A 16,236-nucleotide genomic window follows, 5' to 3' on the forward strand; every position below is an offset into this window, starting at 1 on the left:
TGTATGAGCTAAACACAGCCAAAAGCTAAAGAAGATAAGAAATAAAGCAATCAGAAGAGCCCTCCCCGGAAGGGCTTTTTTATTTGCCCGTCATTGACAAACTGAGGAGAAGGAAGATGATAATCATGAAATCGGAAGCTAGTAAAGAGGAAATCGCCCACGTGGTGAAGGAGATTAAAAAATTTGGCCTTAAGGCCGATGTCTCGCAGGGGGAGTTCCGGACGGTAATCGGCCTGGTCGGCGATGAGAGAAAGGTGGACTTTTCCCACTTTGCCACCCTTCCCGGTGTGAAGGAGGCTATCCCGGTGGAATCGCCATACAAGCTTATCAGCCGGGAGTACGGCAAGCAATTTGATGAAGGGATAGACCGTCGGCCGATACAGGTGGGTAACGTGGCCATCGGTGGCGATGCTCTGGTAATTATTGCCGGGCCGTGCACCATTGAAAGCCGGTCGCAGCTCTTCCGCATCGCCGAGGAGGTGAAGAAAGCCGGCGCTCATATACTGCGGGGTGGCATATTCAAGCCCAGGAGTTCCGTCCATTCTTTCCAGGGACTGGGGGCCAACGGCCATGATGAAGCGGAGGAAGCGTTGCGGTGGTTGCATGAGGCCGGACAGCGCTTTGAGATGCCAGTGGTAACGGAAGTAAGGGGGGAGGCACAGATTGACCTGGTGGCCAGCTACGCTGATATAATACAGATTGGTGCCCGCAATATGTACAGCCAGGACCTGCTTGCCAGCGTGGCCAGAGCCGGGAAACCGGTCCTGTTCAAGCGCCACTTCGGTGCCGGCGTTGATGAGTTTCTGTCTTTCGCCGAATACATGGCGGCGGAGGGCAACAAGGATATTATTCTGTGTGAGCGCGGCATATTGCCCGTGGGAAAGGGAAAAAACTACACCCGCTATACCTTTGACCTCTCGGCGATTCCGGCAATTCAGAAGGAGACCTACCTGCCGGTGGTTGCCGACCCCAGCCATGCCACCGGGCGGCGCGACCTTATTTTCAATATGAGCTGCGCGGCAGTTGCCGCCGGGGCGAGCGGCCTGATGATAGAGACACACTATGACCCGTCGGAGGCGCTGGTTGACGGTATGCAGATGATAACGCCGGATGAGTTGAAAGAGGTTATCGGCGCCTGCCAGAAAATCCACGAACTGGTTGCCCCCAGGCACGAAGTAAAGGCGGTTAGTGGATGAGAGAGATTAGCGTAGCGCTGGGCAGTAAAAGCTACCCGGTATTTATCGGGTCTGGACTGCTGTCTCAAACGGGCCGCTATCTGAAGGGACGCGGATTTGCCGACCGGCTGGTGGTTATCACTGACTCCACCGTGAACAGACTGTATGGTCGCACACTGAGCCTGGCTCTGGAAGATGATGGGTTCGGGGTCAGCACCCTTGAGTTGCCCCCCGGTGAAGAGCAGAAGTCGCTGGAAAACGCTGGCCTGCTATACGAGCAACTGACCGCGGTTCGTGCCGAGAGGACGACGCCAATTCTGGCGCTGGGAGGAGGCGTAATCGGTGACCTGGCGGGGTTTGTGGCGGCCACCTATCAGAGGGGGGTGCCGCTGGTGCAGCTGCCGACCACGCTGCTTGCCCAGGTAGACAGCAGTGTTGGCGGGAAGGTGGCGGTGGACCACGGTCAATTGAAGAACATGATAGGTGCCTTCTACCAGCCGGAAATGGTCATCACCGATACCAGTACCTTGAAATCTCTGCCTGATGAAGAACTGGTCAATGGGCTGGCCGAGGTTATTAAAAGCGCGACCATACGGGATGGTCGGTTCTTTTCCTTTCTGGAGGAGAATATGGAAAAGATAAAATCACTTGATGAGGATATTCTGGAGGAGACTGTATATCAGTCGGTGAAAATCAAAGCGGAGGTGGTGGCGGAGGACGAGTTGGACATGGGCTTGAGGCATATTTTGAATTACGGCCATACCATCGGACATGCGGTTGAATCGGTCTCCGATTTCAAAATAAAGCACGGCAAAGCGGTGGCCATCGGAATGGTGGCAGCTGCCCGAATCTCCAATAAGCGCGGAATGCTTGGAGATAACGAAGTGAGAAGACTACTGGGATTAATAGAGCAGGCCGGCCTGCCCACGAAGATTCCCGACCTCGGGGTTGAGGAAATAATACAGGCGATGCAGCATGACAAGAAAGTGCGTGAGGGAAAAGCCAGGTTCGTACTGCTGAAATCAATCGGAAATGCGGTGGTTGCCGATGACGTTTCTCCAAATTTAGTCGAAGAGGTATTAACTCAGAATGACACGACCTAAAATCTGCGCCTCCATAGTGAATAGTGACCTTGAAGCTATCAAACGTGTTGAGCCGCTGGTTGATTTATACGAGATGCGAATAGACCTGATTGGCCCCGAATGGAAGGAGTTCGCCGGGCAGCTTTCGAAACCCTGGATTGCCTGCAATCGGAAACGGGACGAAGGGGGAATCTGGCAGGGTAGTGAGGAAGAAAGGCTCGCCGAGTTGCTCCGCGCTCTGAAACTGGGTGCGGGGATAATCGATATTGAGCTCAGCACGGAAAACCTCGCTGATGTTGTGACACGAATTAAAGAAAAGGCAAAATGCCTGATTTCCTGTCACGATACGGAAGAAACGCCTTCGATTGCTGTGATGAAGGAGCTGGTGCAGAAGCAGTTGGCTGCCGGTGCCGATATCTGCAAGGTGGTTACAACCGCCCGGAAATTCGAGGACAATGTGAGCACCCTGCAGCTAATCAGGGAATTTCCTGAAGAAAGAATTATCTCGTTTGCCATGGGGCCGCTTGGCTCTGTGAGTCGACTTCTCTGCCCACTGGTGGGCGGTGAGTTCATCTACGCTTCCATAGAACCGGGTGGAGAGGCGGCGTCGGGGCAGATTACGGCGGGCGACCTGCGAAAAATTTACGAAATGGTGAAAGGATGAGCTCCATAACCGGAAAAACAAGGGTCTGCGGGATAATCGGCGACCCCATAGAGCACAGCATGTCGCCGGTGATGCATAACGCCGCCTTCGAAGCGCTTGGCCTAGACTATGCCTACCTTCCATTTCGCGTGCGGCGGGAGGAGCTGCCGGAGGCGATAGCCGGCATCAGGGCACTCAACCTCGTTGGTCTGAACGTTACCCTACCGCATAAGGTGGACGTAATCCCGCTACTGGATAGACTGGACGCGATGGCGGAGAGAATGGGGGCGGTGAACACCATTGTCAATGAAAATGGAGTGCTCGCCGGCTACAATACCGATGCCCCCGGCTTTCTTCAGGCACTGCTGGTGAAAGGTATTGAGCCCGATGGTAAGAAAATCGCCATACTGGGCTCCGGCGGTGCCGCCAAAGGAATCTCCTTTATCCTCGCCGAGGCAGGCGCCAGTCTGGTCATCCTGAACCGCACTCTTCCCAAAGCAGAAGAGCTGGCATCCCAGATTGCGCAATACTATCATAAAAAACTGGAAGCGATGACATTAAGCGAGGAGAACATGGCTAAGGCGCTTGGTGGGGCCGATGTTCTGGTCAATACCACCAGCGTGGGCATGGTTCCCGGCGTTGACCAGACCCCCGTGCCGGCAAGACTGCTCAAATCAGATATGACCGTTTTCGATATCGTGTATAACCCCCTGGAAACAAGGCTGCTCAGGGAGGCGAAGGCAGCCGGTGCCCGGACCATAGACGGGCTGGATATGCTCGTCTGGCAGGGCGTGCTGGCCTTTGAGAAATTTACCGGCCGGAAAGCACCGCTTGAAATCATGAAACAGGCAGCGGCAAAGGCTTTATCACATGAAAAGTAACATTGCCCTCATCGGTTTCATGGGAACGGGAAAGACGGCGGTGGGTAGATTGCTGGCCGAAAAGCTGGGCAGGGAATTTATTGAACTGGATGCACTCATTGAAAAGAGGGCGGAAAAGTCCATCCCCGAAATCTTTCAGCAGGATGGGGAAATCGCTTTCCGTGAGCGCGAGATTGAGGCGACCAGAGAGGTGGCGGAAAAGAAAAACGCGGTGATTGCCTGCGGCGGCGGCGTTGTCCTGAACCAGATAAACATTGACCGGCTCAGGAAAAACAGCGTGATTGTATATCTGACGGCATCGCCCGAGGTGATTTTGAAGAGGACATTATCTGATAAAGATGAAAGGCCACTGCTGGTAGCAGAGAATAAGGCTTCAAAGATTGAAGTGCTCTTGAAATTCAGAAAACCGTTCTATGAACGCGCGGCTGATATAACGGTGGATACTTCCGAACTGAAAGTGACCGAGGTGGTCGAGCAGATACTAGCCGGATTAAGTGAGTATGAAAGTCACCGTTGAAAAAAGTAACATCAAAGGTAAAGTGATTGCTCCACCGTCCAAGAGCTACACGATAAGAGGCCTGATGTGTGCGGCGCTGGCTCACGGGCAGAGCCAGATATTGAACCCTTTATACGCGGACGATACGGACGCTGCCGCCAGGGTGCTGGACGATATCGGTGTGCGCGTGGAGCGGACGGAAGACCTCTGGCGAATCGATGGCAGCGAGCTTCGCCAGCCGGAGGCAGACCTCTATTGCGGCGATTCGGCAGCGACGCTGCGGTTCATGACGGCCATCTGCTCGATAGTCCCGGGGAGGTGTCGTTTGACGGCGGGCGCTTCGCTGGCCAAGAGGCCGGTCGAATCGCTGGTGAAGGCGCTGCAGCGATTGGGTGTGGACTGCTCGTCAAATGGCGGCGTGGCACCGGTGGTGGTAAACGGGGGGAGGTTAAAGGGTGGGGAGACCGAGCTGCCCGGCGATGTCAGCTCACAGTTCGTCTCAGCGCTGCTGCTGGTCTCGCCGCTTGCCGAGGAAGGGATACACATCAGGCTGACCACGCCTCTGGAATCAAAGCCCTACGTTGAGATGACCCTCGACTGCATGGAGAAATTCGGCGTAAAGGTGGAATTTTCCAAAAAGATGGACGATTTCTATACGGTAAAACAAACATATCAACCGGCAAGATATGAAGTGGAAGGGGACTGGTCGTCGGCTTCTTACTTCCTGGCGCTGGGCGCTCTTTCAAACGGAGTGGAGATCGAAAATTTGAATCCGGAAAGCCTGCAGAGCGACAGGGCTATGCTGGAATTCCTGAGCCAGATGGGCGCGGATGTGAATGTATCGCCAAACGCAATCAGGGTAAAAGGTTCAAAGCTGAAAGCGCTGCATGTTGATTTGTCCGACAGCATCGACCTTCTGCCCACGCTGGCTGTTCTGGCGGCGGTGGCCGAGGGAACGAGCGAGCTGGAGGGCATCGATAGGGCGAGGATAAAGGAATCGAACCGCGTTTCCGCCGTCCGGGAGGGGCTGGAAAGGATGGAGGTGAAGGTTGCCGAGGAAAAGGACCGAATGCTCATCACGGGCTCAAACCTGAAGAGCGCGGTCATTGACAGCCACGATGACCACCGTATCGCCATGGCCTTCAGCATCCTGGGCACACTTGCGGGGAACACCATCATAAATAATGCGGAGTGCGTTAAGAAGACATTTCCGCAATTCTGGGATATACTAAGAAACATTGGGGGAAGACTGGAGATAAATGGATAACACTCTGGGCAAGATTTTCACCCTCACCAGCTTCGGTGAGAGCCACGGCGACTGCATGGGAGTGGTGGTTGACGGCTGTCCTGCCGGTCTCCCCATCGGCGAAGCGGATATCCAGCAGGAGGTGGAGAGGCGGCGACCCGGCGCCACCGGCACCACGGAGCGGTGGGAGCCGGACAAAGTGGAAATCATCTCCGGCGTCTATGACGGACGTACCACCGGCGCGCCTGTCTGCATGCTCACCTGGAACAGGGATATCGATTCCGGAGTTTACAGGAAAAATCGATTTGCCCTGCGTCCCGGCCATGCCGATTATACCGCCTTTGTAAAGTACGGAGGATTTAACGATTTCCGCGGCGGGGGCCGGTTTTCGGGGAGGATAACTTTAGCCTACGTCATGGCTGGAGCAATCGCCAGGAAGCTAATCGGTCGCCTAGGCATCGATGTCTTTGCCCATACCGTTGACATTGGCGGTATCAAAGCTCCCGCGCAGGCATTGACCGAAATTAAAGAAAGAGCCAGAGAAAACCCGCTGTGGTGCGCTGACCGGGAAGCTGCTGAGAAGATGACGCGCTTAATCGAACAGACAAAGCGGGAGAAAGACAGCCTGGGCGGGACTATCGAGGGCGTTGCCCTCAACGTGCCGGCGGGACTGGGCGAGCCGGTCTTCAATAATTTTGATGGTGAGCTGGCTAAAGCCCTGTTCGCCATTCCGGCGGTCAAAGGGGTGGAGTACGGTGCCGGCTTTGCCGTCGCGGGCATGAAAGGTTCGGAAAATAATGACCTTTATGACATCAAGGATGGAAAAATCGTTACCGGGACCAACAACGCTGGCGGGGTGCTGGGTGGCATCAGCACCGGTATGCCGGTAATCGTCAGGGTTGCTGTCAAGCCGACCGCCTCCATCGCCAGAAGTCAGGAAACGGTGGATATCCAGAAGATGGCCAAGACCAGCCTCACGGTAATGGGTCGACATGATACCTGTATCGTCCCTAGGGCGGTGCCGGCGGTGGAGGCGATGATGGCGGTGACCATATGCGACTTTGTCCTGCAGGCAGGACTTGTGCCGAGGGTGTTGTCATGAACCTTGAAGAGTTAAGAAAGCAGATTGATGATGTTGATGCCAGAATCATCGAGCTCATCGGTGAGCGGATACACATTGCCGAGGAGATAGGCAGGGGCAAGCGGGCAAAGGGCAGCTCAATTGAGGACCGGGAGCGAGAGAAGAAGGTCCTGGAGAATGTAAAACGCCTCGCTCAGGAGAAGGATATCGACATCAGCACGGAAGACCTGGGGAATATCTATGAGCGCATCATCTCTGCCTGTAAGAATAAAGAGGGCGTTACGGTTGCCTTTCAGGGTGAGGTGGGCGCCTACAGCGAGGAAGCCGCCTTTCAAATCTTCGGCACGTCGATAGAAATCCGGCCCCGTGAGACGCTGGAAGAGGTCTTCAAGTCGATGGAGGAGGAAGGGGTGCAATTCGGCGTGATACCGGTGGAAAACTCGCTGGAAGGGAGCATCAGCCGTTCTTATGACCTCATGCTTGAATCCCCTCTCCGCGTATGCGGCGAGACTGAAGTGAGGGTAATCCACTGCCTTATCGCCAGCCCTGATGCCAATCTGGATACGGTGAAGAAGGTCTACTCTCATCCTCAGGCGCTGGGACAGTGCCGCAGTTTTCTGAAACACCTGAATGCCGTCCTGATTCCCAGCTATGACACCGCGGGAAGCGTCAAGATGATCAAGGAACAGGGATTAACGGACAGCGCCGCCATCGCCAGTGCCCGGGCCGCGGAAATATATGGCATGAAGGTCATCGCCAGAGAGATAGAGGACACCCCTAACAATTTCACCCGATTCTTCACCCTGGCCAGAAAAGACTCACCACCAAGCGGGAATGACAAGACCTCGATTGTTTTTTCGACGAAGGACCGACCCGGTGCGCTCCATGAAGTTCTCGGTGAGCTATCCCGCCACAATATAAACCTGAGCAAGCTGGAATCCAGACCAACGCGGCAAAAGCCCTGGCAGTACAACTTCTATCTCGATTTCGAAGGTCACCGTGAGGACGATGCCGCCCGCGAAGCACTTCAGAATGTAGAGAAACTATCGATTTTTCTCAAGGTACTGGGTTCGTATCCGAAGGCAAAAAGACGGCCGGTAGGTGAATAGGTGAAGGTTGCCATAATTGGCGGTTCGGGAAAAATGGGACGATGGTTCGCCCGTCATTTACTGGAAGAGGGCAACGAGGTGGTAATCAGCGGCCGGACTGAAAGCAAAGTCATGGAAGCCAGACAGGAGCTTGGCGTTGCTGCTGTCTCTAATGTTGAGGCGGTCAAAGATGCTGAAGTCGTAGTGCTCTCGGTGCCGATAGATACTTTCGAGGACATTGTCGTCGAGCTTGCCCCCCATATCCAGCCGGAACAGGCGGTGGTTGATGTCACCTCCGTAAAAGTGATGCCCGTAGCCGCTATGCACCGGCACCTGAAGACCAAGCTGGTACTGGGGACACACCCGCTCTTTGGGCCGGGGGCACAGGGAGTTGCCGGACAGAACTTTGTGCTGACTCCGACCAGCAACGAGGAAAGGGCGCTGGCGGATAAGGTCAGAAGTTATCTGGAAACAAGAAGTGCCAGAGTCAGCCTCATGACGCCCGAAGAGCACGACGATAAAATGGCCGTTACTCTCGGGCTTTCTCATTTCATTGCCATTGTGGCTGCCGATACGCTTCTCAGTTCGAATAAAAGTACACAGCCCACAACGCTCGGCGGCATTACCTACAAAGTATTGCTGACCCTGGTGGAAAGCGTTATCTCGGAGAATCCGGAGCTTTATGCCTCCATCCAGATGAATTTACCCGGTGTTCCGGACGTTGAGACGCTATTCCAGGGGAAGGTGGCAGCGTGGGCGGAAATGGTGAAGAGTAAGGACAGGGACGCCTTTATCCGGCAAATGAAAACGCTGAAAAGCCGACTGGAAAAGGATAACCCCGATTTCGGTAAGGCCTACGAAAATATGTACCGGCTCGCCTCGGGATTATAAACTTATTTCACCTCGTAGGGACCGAAAATAAAGTCCAGGTCCTCCTGCAACGCTGACAATTTCTCCTGCGAGAAGAGCTTATCATCAATGTCCAGCATCACCTTGGTTTCCGTTCTGGCGGAGCCAACGACGTGGGCCCGCAGGCATTCCTTTTCCTGAACTCTGAAGGTCAGAGTGCCCCGCGTGATAAATGAAGAGGTGTCGCTGGGCAGAGCGTACGTTTCCATCTTTTCCTCGCCCAGACTAGCTCCCTGCTTCAGAATAAAATCCCTTATTTCGGCATAGAGCAGTTCTGGATTAACCTCTTTGTAAGTCTTCCTTATCTGCATGTAATATAACCTCCGCCTCCCTATATAATAGGGGGATTTTCGACCGTTTTTGTCAAGTGAAGATAAGCGTTAAAAGAGAGTATTTATTTCACATATTCAAATATTTTCACAATGGGCACATTGCTCACACCGGGTTGAGGTAAGGACTCCGGGGAGCTATAAACCAGTTTGTAGTGTTCTAATTCCTCAAGAGGTACCGCGCTGATAAACGGAGTTTCGCCAACAATCTGGAACTGCCCCGATTTCTGCTCCGATATGTAGCTCTTTGCTTCTTCATAACTGGGGAAAACTTGTTTGCCATCGATTACTTTAACAGTGCCTCCTTCCTTTAGAGGCCTTTCTTGGTAAGAAATGACCTCTACCTGCGCTGGGGTTACCGCCTTGCCATCGAAGTTGTATAGCCTGACCGCCAGTGAGCGGTAATACTCAGGGTGTAAATACAGCGTTCCGACAAGCATATTTTTATTATCTGGCTTGGGTTCCAGATAGATATCAAAATATTTAGATGCTTCTTGATTTGACCAAAAGATTAGTGCATAGAGCTTGCTCGTTATGGTCTGATTGTCAAGCATGATATATCTGGCACCCATTTTGTCGACTATATCGCTCTCTGGGATTATTTCCTGTTCCCAATTCGTTTTCCACTCTACTTCCTGAGAGGAGTTTTCACCCTGAGAGAGGAAGTATTTGGCCACATAAAACCCTCCGGGCCCCGGGGTTAGGTTAACCGGTCGCTGGGCAATACGGGTGATCCAGTAGCCGTAGTCAACCCAGGCCATGACGGCATAAGCGGAATCAGGGTAATTATATTGTTCACCGGACACAGGGGGCTCATAGAACGCGTAGTAAAAATTCGAGTCGCCAAAAGGTTCTGGAGTATTTTCCTTCATCCAGTCTAGTGAACTTACCCAGGCGTTGGGTGGGGCAAAGGCAGCCGCAGAGGCAACGCTTTTTGCTGGACTTATGTTGGGGAAGAAGATTAGGAAAAATATAACGATTATCACCACAACGATGTTTACATAGTACAAGGCAGAAGAAAATCCTGCAGGTGACCTTCCTTTATACTTGCTCTTTTTTTGCGGTTCCTGCTTGGGTTTGGAAAATTTTAAAAAATCCAGCGCCTGCAAAAATTGCCAGCCTATATAAGTGATGAGCATTGCTACCAAGATAGCTATAATCGCAGGGCTGACGCCGGAATAAAAAATGAGGAAGATAATCATAGCAATGGAAACAAATATATTTAAGTGCTTGGCGGAAGGATGAACGTCCTTGTTTATCTTGAAGAATTGCCAGGACAGGAAACCAGAAAGTAAGGCGATATTGACTGCCAGGTAGTAGGCAAACCGACGTTGCCCAAGTGTTGCCAGCAGTACTATAAGGCTCCATATTAGCAAGATGTTTGTTTCTGCGGGAAGTGATTCCGGAAATAATTTAAAGCTACCTATTTTAAGTCGGGAAATCTTCCCACCAATGAATATGTGAAGAAAATAATAAATCATGTAATAGAATATGATGAGAGCGGCCAGGAAGAAATTAGTATTGAAGTTACCCCAGATAAGTTGGGCAGTCCATTCCCCCGTCGGGCGAAGGAAGGGCTGCATTTCTATTATGGTACGTGATGCAAACATATTGAACACGTCTAATACGTTTCTTATGAAGTCAGGATAAATGGCACGCCCAATGAAAAGGGCCGCCACGCCCAACGCAACTAGCGTGACGGGGTAGTAATATAATTTGATTTTCCAGATTTTAAATCTACGGGAGATTACGTGCAGGATGATGGGAAGAAACGCTGCCATGAGCAGAGAGAGCCAGGGTATTACGCTGGAAGGCTTGGAGGTAAACGTGCCGCCGACGAATATGACATAGATTATTAAAGCAATAAAGAATGTTATTGTGCCCGCCGGCAGGAGATAATCAGTCTTGTTTCGCTTCAGATGGTCGATGGTGAACTGAATTGATAAGTAAAGAAGAATGATGAAAACGAAGAGCAATCCGCCAACCCAGGTCACGAGGTAGACTCCTAAAGAAAGACCGGTGAGCAGGCTATAGATAACCGGCTTGCGGATTACTTTCCAGTCCCTGTTCCAGAGATGCTGAACCGTCAGGCCGCTTTCATGTGCCCGCTTTACCGCCATAATGAGAAACATCATGGTGAGGGCAGTTAAAAGCGTCTCGGCAACGTGGTGGTCGGTGAAGCCAAGGATTGAGCGTCCTAGATATTCGCCGGGCAGTATGACGATTAGACCGGCGGAAATGACGCCGGCCCAGCGTCCGAATAGCTCCTTGCCGATGAAAAAAACCGGAATAACGGTGAGCGCGCCCAGTACGGCGGGAAAATATACCGAGATGACGTCAATGGTGTGCTGAGTTGGTGAACCAAGGCCGATAACCCAGATTATACCCGCCAGAAACCAGTCAAAGAAATGGATGTTGTCCAGATTCATACCGAAAGGGTAGAGCAGGTATGGGTCAAAATCAATGAGGTTGGGGAAGTTATGCACCAGATTGTCCACCAGGCGCATGTGGAAGTAAGCATCAACGCTGGTAAACTTGATCCATTCGCCGATGAAGACGTGGTCATATGGAAGGTAGGCCCGAATGAACAGGGAAATGCCGAAGAACAGCGCCAGGCATAAACCGGCCACGGTTCCGGCGGAAAGCCTTTTCCCCCCGTTCGTGCTCTCATCACTCATCTGCCAGCCCTCTCAGGTGGATGGGTTCTGGGGTTCAGGAAGACTTTGCCGCCGTGGCTGCTCTCACCGTATCGGCAGGACAATTTACGTCTCCTTGTTCAGGCTGTCCAGAAATTCAGCATTGTTCTTCGTTTTACGCAGTCGGTCGATGATACGCTCGGTGGCGTCGGTAAAGTTAGTTGAATCAGAGGCAATCATGCCGACCATGCGTCGCAGCAGCCATATCTTGCTCAGGCTGTTTTCTTCAATGAGGAGTTCTTCCCGGCGTGTGCCACTGCGCTGGATATCCATGGCTGGGAAGATACGTCGCTCTGACAGCCGCCGGTCGAGATGGAGCTCCAAATTACCGGTGCCTTTGAATTCTTCATAGATGAGGTCGTCCATGCGGCTGCCGGTATCAACAAGGCAGGTGGCGATGATGGTGAGGCTGCCGCCCTCAGCAGTGTTGCGGGCGGCGCCGAAGAAACGCTTGGCGGGGTGAAGCGCCGAGGGGTCAATGCCGCCGGAAAGAGTACGACCGCTTGAGGGCATCGCCAGGTTGTAGGCACGGGTGAGGCGGGTGATACCGTCCAGGAGGATAAACACATCCTTCCCGCTTTCCACGATGCGCTTGGCCCTCTCCAGAGCCAGCTCAGCGACGCGCGTCTGGTTCTCTACCATCTCATCGAAGGTGGCGCCGATAACTTCCCCTTTCACCGAGCGTTTCATATCGGTGACTTCCTCAGGGCGCTCCCCGATAAGGCAGACAAGCAAATGAATATCGCTGTAGTTGGTCGACGTGGCATTGGCAATAGCCTTGAGCAGCATTGTCTTACCTGCTTTGGGTGGGGAAACAATCATGCCTCTCTGACCGCGGCCGATTGGTGCGATCATATTCATCAAACGCGTGGAAAGCTCACTGGCTGAATGTTCCAGGTTGATGAGCCGGTCGGGAAAGGTAGGGGTGAGCGAGCCAAAGTGAGGCCTTTCTTTGCAGTGGTCGGGGTTGATGTTATTAATAGACAGTATCTGAAGGAGGCTGTAATATTTTTCATTGCTTTTTGGCAGTCTGCCCTGTCCGACAATCATATCGCCATTGCGCAGGCCAAAGCGGCGAATCTGTGATGGGGAAATATAGACATCGGCTTGATTGGGCAGCAGCGTATCCTGCCTGAGGAAACCGTAGCCGTCACTCATGATATCCAGGATACCGCGGCAGAATACGTGGCCTTCCTGTTCAATATCTGCCTTGATTAATTGTGTGACCAGGTCTTCCTTGTCCAGGCTCTCTGCCTCGCCGATGCCCTTTTCCTTGGCCAGTGTTAGCAGCTCGGCTTGCGTTTTGCCTTCCAGGTCTTCCATGTTCATCGTGTCACCTCACTTCCGTGCCCCTTTTCTCGTCGGATGGGGATTAGTTATCGTTTGATAGTTTGAATTAATAATCTTAGATATATTGAAAAAGCTCTGCGTGGCTGACAAATCGTTGGCTGCGGATTGCTGTCTCGAAAAGAAGTTCATTGCATCCTCACTGTTCTGCGGAAAGAGGCAGGGGTGGCTGCGCACCTTCGCGCAGCACGTCCTTGGCCACACCGACGAAATCGCGGAAAAGCGGGTGGGGACGGCTGGGTCGGGAACCAAATTCAGGGTGGAACTGGCAGCTTACCATCCAGGGGTGATTAGCCAGTTCGCAGATTTCCACCAACCGATTATCCGGCGAGAGGCCGCTATAGACCATGCCGGCTTTTTCCAGCGTGGCGCGAAAATCATTATTGAACTCATAGCGATGCCGGTGGCGCTCATGAATCAGGCTCTGGCCATAGGCCTGTGCGGCATGGGTGCCGGGAGCCAAATTGCAGGGGTAATTGCCCAGGCGCATCGTGCCTCCCTTTTCGTGTACCTTTTTCTGCTCCGGCAGGATATCAATCACCGGGTAGGGCGTATCGGGGTCGAACTCGGTGGAATTCGGCTTCTTTGACCTGAGGGCATGGCGGGCAAGTTCAATGACCATTACATGCAGTCCCAGACACAGGCCAAGGTAGGGAATTTCATTGGTCCGCGCGTAGCTGGCGGCTCTGACCATGCCTTCAATACCCCGGATGCCGAAGCCGCCGGGAACGATGATGCCCTGCGCCGACCTGAGCAGCGAATCGCAGCCATCACGTTCCAGGTCTTCGGAGTGCACCCAGAAAAGGTTCAACCCTCTATTGTGGTACAGTGCGGCGTGGCATAGTGCCTCACGCACCGAAAAATAGGCATCGGTTAATTCAACATATTTGCCCACCAGCGCGATATTTACCGGCTCGTGGTCCGTTTTCAATCGTTCCACAAGGTTGCGCCATTCTTTTAAATTGCTTCTTTTGGTCGGCAGGTGAAGCTTGTGCGCGAGTAATCGCCCGAGACCCGCTTCATCCAGCAAGAGAGGTATTTCATAAATCGTGGATACGGTCGGCAGAGGAATAACTGCCTCTCGTTCCACGTCGCAGAACAGGGATATTTTATCCCTAATACCTTCCGGAATCGGAAGGTCACTGCGGCAGATAATGATGTCAGGCTGGATACCCATGCGGCGCAGCTCATTGACACTGTGCTGGGTGGGTTTTGTCTTCAGCTCCTTGGTCGCGTTAAGATAAGGGAGCAGCGTAACGTGAACGTAAAGCACATTGTCCCGCCCGACGTCGTTGCGCATCTGCCTGATGGCTTCAAGGAAGGGCTGGCCCTCGATATCGCCCACCGTGCCGCCGACTTCAATGAGGATAACGTCCGCACCGGACTTATCTGCCAGGCTTTTAAAACACGACTTTATCTGGGAGGTGACGTGAGGCACAACCTGAATCGTCCCGCCGAGGAAATCCCCCCGTCGCTCCTTGGCAATGACTGCGCTGTATATCTGGCCTGAGGTAACGTTCGACTCCTGGGTTACTTCAACGTCAATGAAGCGCTCGTAGTTACCCAGGTCAAGGTCAGTCTCGGCACCGTCCCGGGTGACAAACACTTCACCGTGCTGGTAAGGGGACATCGTGCCCGGGTCAACATTGAGATAGGGGTCGAGTTTCTGTGCCGTGACTTTGAGCCGACGACTCTTCAGAATGGTGCCCATGGAAGCGACGGTTACACCCTTGCCAACAGAACTAACTACACCACCAGTTACAAAGATATACTTTGGCATACAGGAAACCAAATTTTACAAAACAATCAAGAAAAACCTTCACTTTTCTTGGCAGCATGTTTATTGAGGTTGGACTTTGACAACAGAGGGCACCGATTACAGGGGGACGTTCTTGTTAATTTATACAGAAATAACGTTAGCTGTCAAGTTTTTGATGGGGAGTTTCTTTTATTATAAAGATACAAATGCGTGTTGTCAAGTTAGGAGCAATTAAAACTTATGGTAGTGAGGCGGGCGGTTAATCGTGCTATAATCTATATGGACTAAGCACTATGGCTAAAGGAGACAGGCGCCGATGGATGAGTTAAAGGTATTCACGGGCAATGCCCATCCGGAGCTGGCCAAGGAGGTGGTCAATTATCTTGGCATACCTCTGGGGAAGAACGAGGTATTTCAGTTCAGCAACGAGAATATCTTTGTCCGCATTCTGGAGAATGTTCGCGAGCGTGATACCTTTGTCATTCAGCCATTGTGCTCACCGGTTAACACCAACCTCGTCGAACTGTTGATTATGATAGACGCCCTCAAACGGGCTTCAGCCAAGCGAATTACGGCGGTCGTGCCGTACTATGGCTACGGGCGAACCGATAAGAAAGACCAGCCTCGCGTCCCCATCACCGCGAGGCTTATTGCTGACCTGCTGACTGTAGCCGGCTCGGACCGATTGCTGACCGTTGACCTGCATGCGGCGCAGATTCAGGGTTTCTTCAGCATACCGGTGGACGAGCTGACAGCTCTGAATTTACTGGCTAATTATTTTAAAGAAAGCAAATTTAATGACCTGGTGGTGGTAGCCACCGATATCGGTATCACCAAGCGGGCGCGGGACCTGGCCGAGAAACTCAACGCGCCGCTGGCCATTATGGAGAAGCGACGTTTCGGTAATGTAGGCCAGGCGGAGACACTGAACGTCATCGGTGAGGTGGAGGGCATGACCGCGCTCACCGTGGATGATGAGATAGATACGGCGGGGTCTCTGGTCAACGTTGTTGAGACGCTGATTGAGAACGGTGTCAAAGGCGTATATGCCTGCTGTACTCATCCCATTTTTTCCGGGCCAGCGATTCAGAAAATCGACTCCTGTCCGGTAAAGGAAGTGGTCGTGACCAATACCGTTCCGGTGAAGGATGAGAAAAAAGTGGACAAGATAAAGGTTCTCTCCATGGCGCCACTGCTCGGCGAGGCCATTCACCGCATCCATACCGGGCTGTCCATAGGGGCCATGTTCGAGTGAGCAGCGGTGACAAAGCATAAAAAGACGGTGGAAATATACCGGGCAACCAGCGAGGCTGAAGCCCGGATTATCAAGAGCTTTCTGGAGAGCAATGGCATACCGTGCCTGATGAAAGCGAACGCCGCCCCTTCCGTACACGCGTTCGCCATTGATGGCATGGGCGAGGTTGCCATCATGGTCTGGGAAGATGTGGCCGATAAGGCCAGAGAGCTCATCAGGGAGGAAGAGGATGCTTAAGTGGCTGGGCAG

Annotated in this window: 15 protein-coding genes; 11 read left to right on the top strand and 4 right to left on the bottom strand. The window is 52.8% G+C overall.

What is annotated here, in order from left to right:
• Positions 1-116 precede the first annotated feature (116 nt).
• Genes aroF through KKD83_03665 form a run of 9 tightly spaced genes read left to right on the top strand, consistent with a single transcriptional unit; the run spans position 117 to position 8,583 of the window.
• Positions 117-1,196 carry a 3-deoxy-7-phosphoheptulonate synthase gene (gene aroF / locus KKD83_03625; protein ID MBU2535242.1) on the top strand — a complete coding sequence of 360 codons (1,080 nt, stop codon included), beginning with the start codon at positions 117-119 and terminating at the stop codon, positions 1,194-1,196.
• Positions 1,193-2,278, top strand: a complete 1,086-nt coding sequence (gene aroB, locus KKD83_03630; protein MBU2535243.1) for a 3-dehydroquinate synthase — start codon at positions 1,193-1,195, stop codon at positions 2,276-2,278. Before aroF ends, aroB begins: the two co-directional genes overlap by 4 nt.
• Positions 2,265-2,921 carry a type I 3-dehydroquinate dehydratase gene (locus KKD83_03635; GenBank protein ID MBU2535244.1) on the top strand — a complete coding sequence of 219 codons (657 nt, stop codon included), beginning with the start codon at positions 2,265-2,267 and terminating at the stop codon, positions 2,919-2,921. Before aroB ends, KKD83_03635 begins: the two co-directional genes overlap by 14 nt.
• On the top strand, positions 2,918-3,781 hold the full coding sequence (locus KKD83_03640) for a shikimate dehydrogenase (protein MBU2535245.1): 864 nt from the start codon (positions 2,918-2,920) through the stop codon (positions 3,779-3,781). The genes KKD83_03635 and KKD83_03640 overlap by 4 nt, the downstream gene beginning before the upstream one ends.
• A complete protein-coding gene (locus tag KKD83_03645; protein MBU2535246.1) occupies positions 3,771-4,298 on the top strand; it encodes a shikimate kinase in 528 nt (175 codons plus the stop codon). Before KKD83_03640 ends, KKD83_03645 begins: the two co-directional genes overlap by 11 nt.
• The gene (gene aroA / locus KKD83_03650) at positions 4,282-5,544 is read left to right on the top strand and encodes a 3-phosphoshikimate 1-carboxyvinyltransferase (GenBank protein ID MBU2535247.1); all 1,263 of its coding nucleotides are present in this window, start codon (positions 4,282-4,284) and stop codon (positions 5,542-5,544) included. Before KKD83_03645 ends, aroA begins: the two co-directional genes overlap by 17 nt.
• On the top strand, positions 5,537-6,625 hold the full coding sequence (gene aroC, locus KKD83_03655; protein ID MBU2535248.1) for a chorismate synthase: 1,089 nt from the start codon (positions 5,537-5,539) through the stop codon (positions 6,623-6,625). Before aroA ends, aroC begins: the two co-directional genes overlap by 8 nt.
• Positions 6,622-7,713, top strand: coding sequence for a prephenate dehydratase (pheA, locus tag KKD83_03660; GenBank protein ID MBU2535249.1), 1,092 nt, complete (start codon positions 6,622-6,624; stop codon positions 7,711-7,713). The genes aroC and pheA overlap by 4 nt, the downstream gene beginning before the upstream one ends.
• Entirely contained in the window at positions 7,714-8,583 is an 870-nt protein-coding gene (locus KKD83_03665; GenBank protein MBU2535250.1) for a prephenate dehydrogenase, read from the top strand. It abuts the gene before it with no gap.
• Positions 8,584-8,585: 2 nt separating this feature from the next.
• Here the strand turns inward: KKD83_03665 and KKD83_03670 are convergent, their stop codons facing one another.
• The 4 genes from KKD83_03670 to KKD83_03685 all read right to left on the bottom strand — a co-directional run bounded on the left by KKD83_03670 (position 8,586) and on the right by KKD83_03685 (position 14,753).
• Positions 8,586-8,912 carry a hypothetical protein gene (locus KKD83_03670; GenBank protein MBU2535251.1) on the bottom strand — a complete coding sequence of 109 codons (327 nt, stop codon included), beginning with the start codon at positions 8,910-8,912 and terminating at the stop codon, positions 8,586-8,588.
• Positions 8,913-8,995: 83 nt separating this feature from the next.
• Positions 8,996-11,608, bottom strand: coding sequence for an oligosaccharyl transferase, archaeosortase A system-associated (locus KKD83_03675; GenBank protein ID MBU2535252.1), 2,613 nt, complete (start codon positions 11,606-11,608; stop codon positions 8,996-8,998).
• An 84-nt stretch (positions 11,609-11,692) separates the two neighbouring features.
• Entirely contained in the window at positions 11,693-12,955 is a 1,263-nt protein-coding gene (gene rho / locus KKD83_03680; protein MBU2535253.1) for a transcription termination factor Rho, read from the bottom strand.
• 157 nt (positions 12,956-13,112) lie between these two features.
• On the bottom strand, positions 13,113-14,753 hold the full coding sequence (locus KKD83_03685; GenBank protein ID MBU2535254.1) for a CTP synthase: 1,641 nt from the start codon (positions 14,751-14,753) through the stop codon (positions 13,113-13,115).
• 295 nt (positions 14,754-15,048) lie between these two features.
• Between KKD83_03685 and KKD83_03690 the strand changes: the two genes are divergently transcribed.
• Together KKD83_03690 and KKD83_03695 are read left to right on the top strand one after the other, a co-directional pair.
• Positions 15,049-15,987, top strand: coding sequence for a ribose-phosphate pyrophosphokinase (locus KKD83_03690; GenBank protein MBU2535255.1), 939 nt, complete (start codon positions 15,049-15,051; stop codon positions 15,985-15,987).
• 6 nt (positions 15,988-15,993) lie between these two features.
• Complete coding sequence (locus KKD83_03695; GenBank protein ID MBU2535256.1) at positions 15,994-16,224, top strand: DUF2007 domain-containing protein; 231 nt, start codon at positions 15,994-15,996, stop codon at positions 16,222-16,224.
• Positions 16,225-16,236 lie beyond the last annotated feature (12 nt).

Source organism: Chloroflexota bacterium, assembly GCA_018829775.1.
Taxonomy (GTDB): domain Bacteria; phylum Chloroflexota; class Dehalococcoidia; order Dehalococcoidales; family RBG-16-60-22; genus E44-bin89.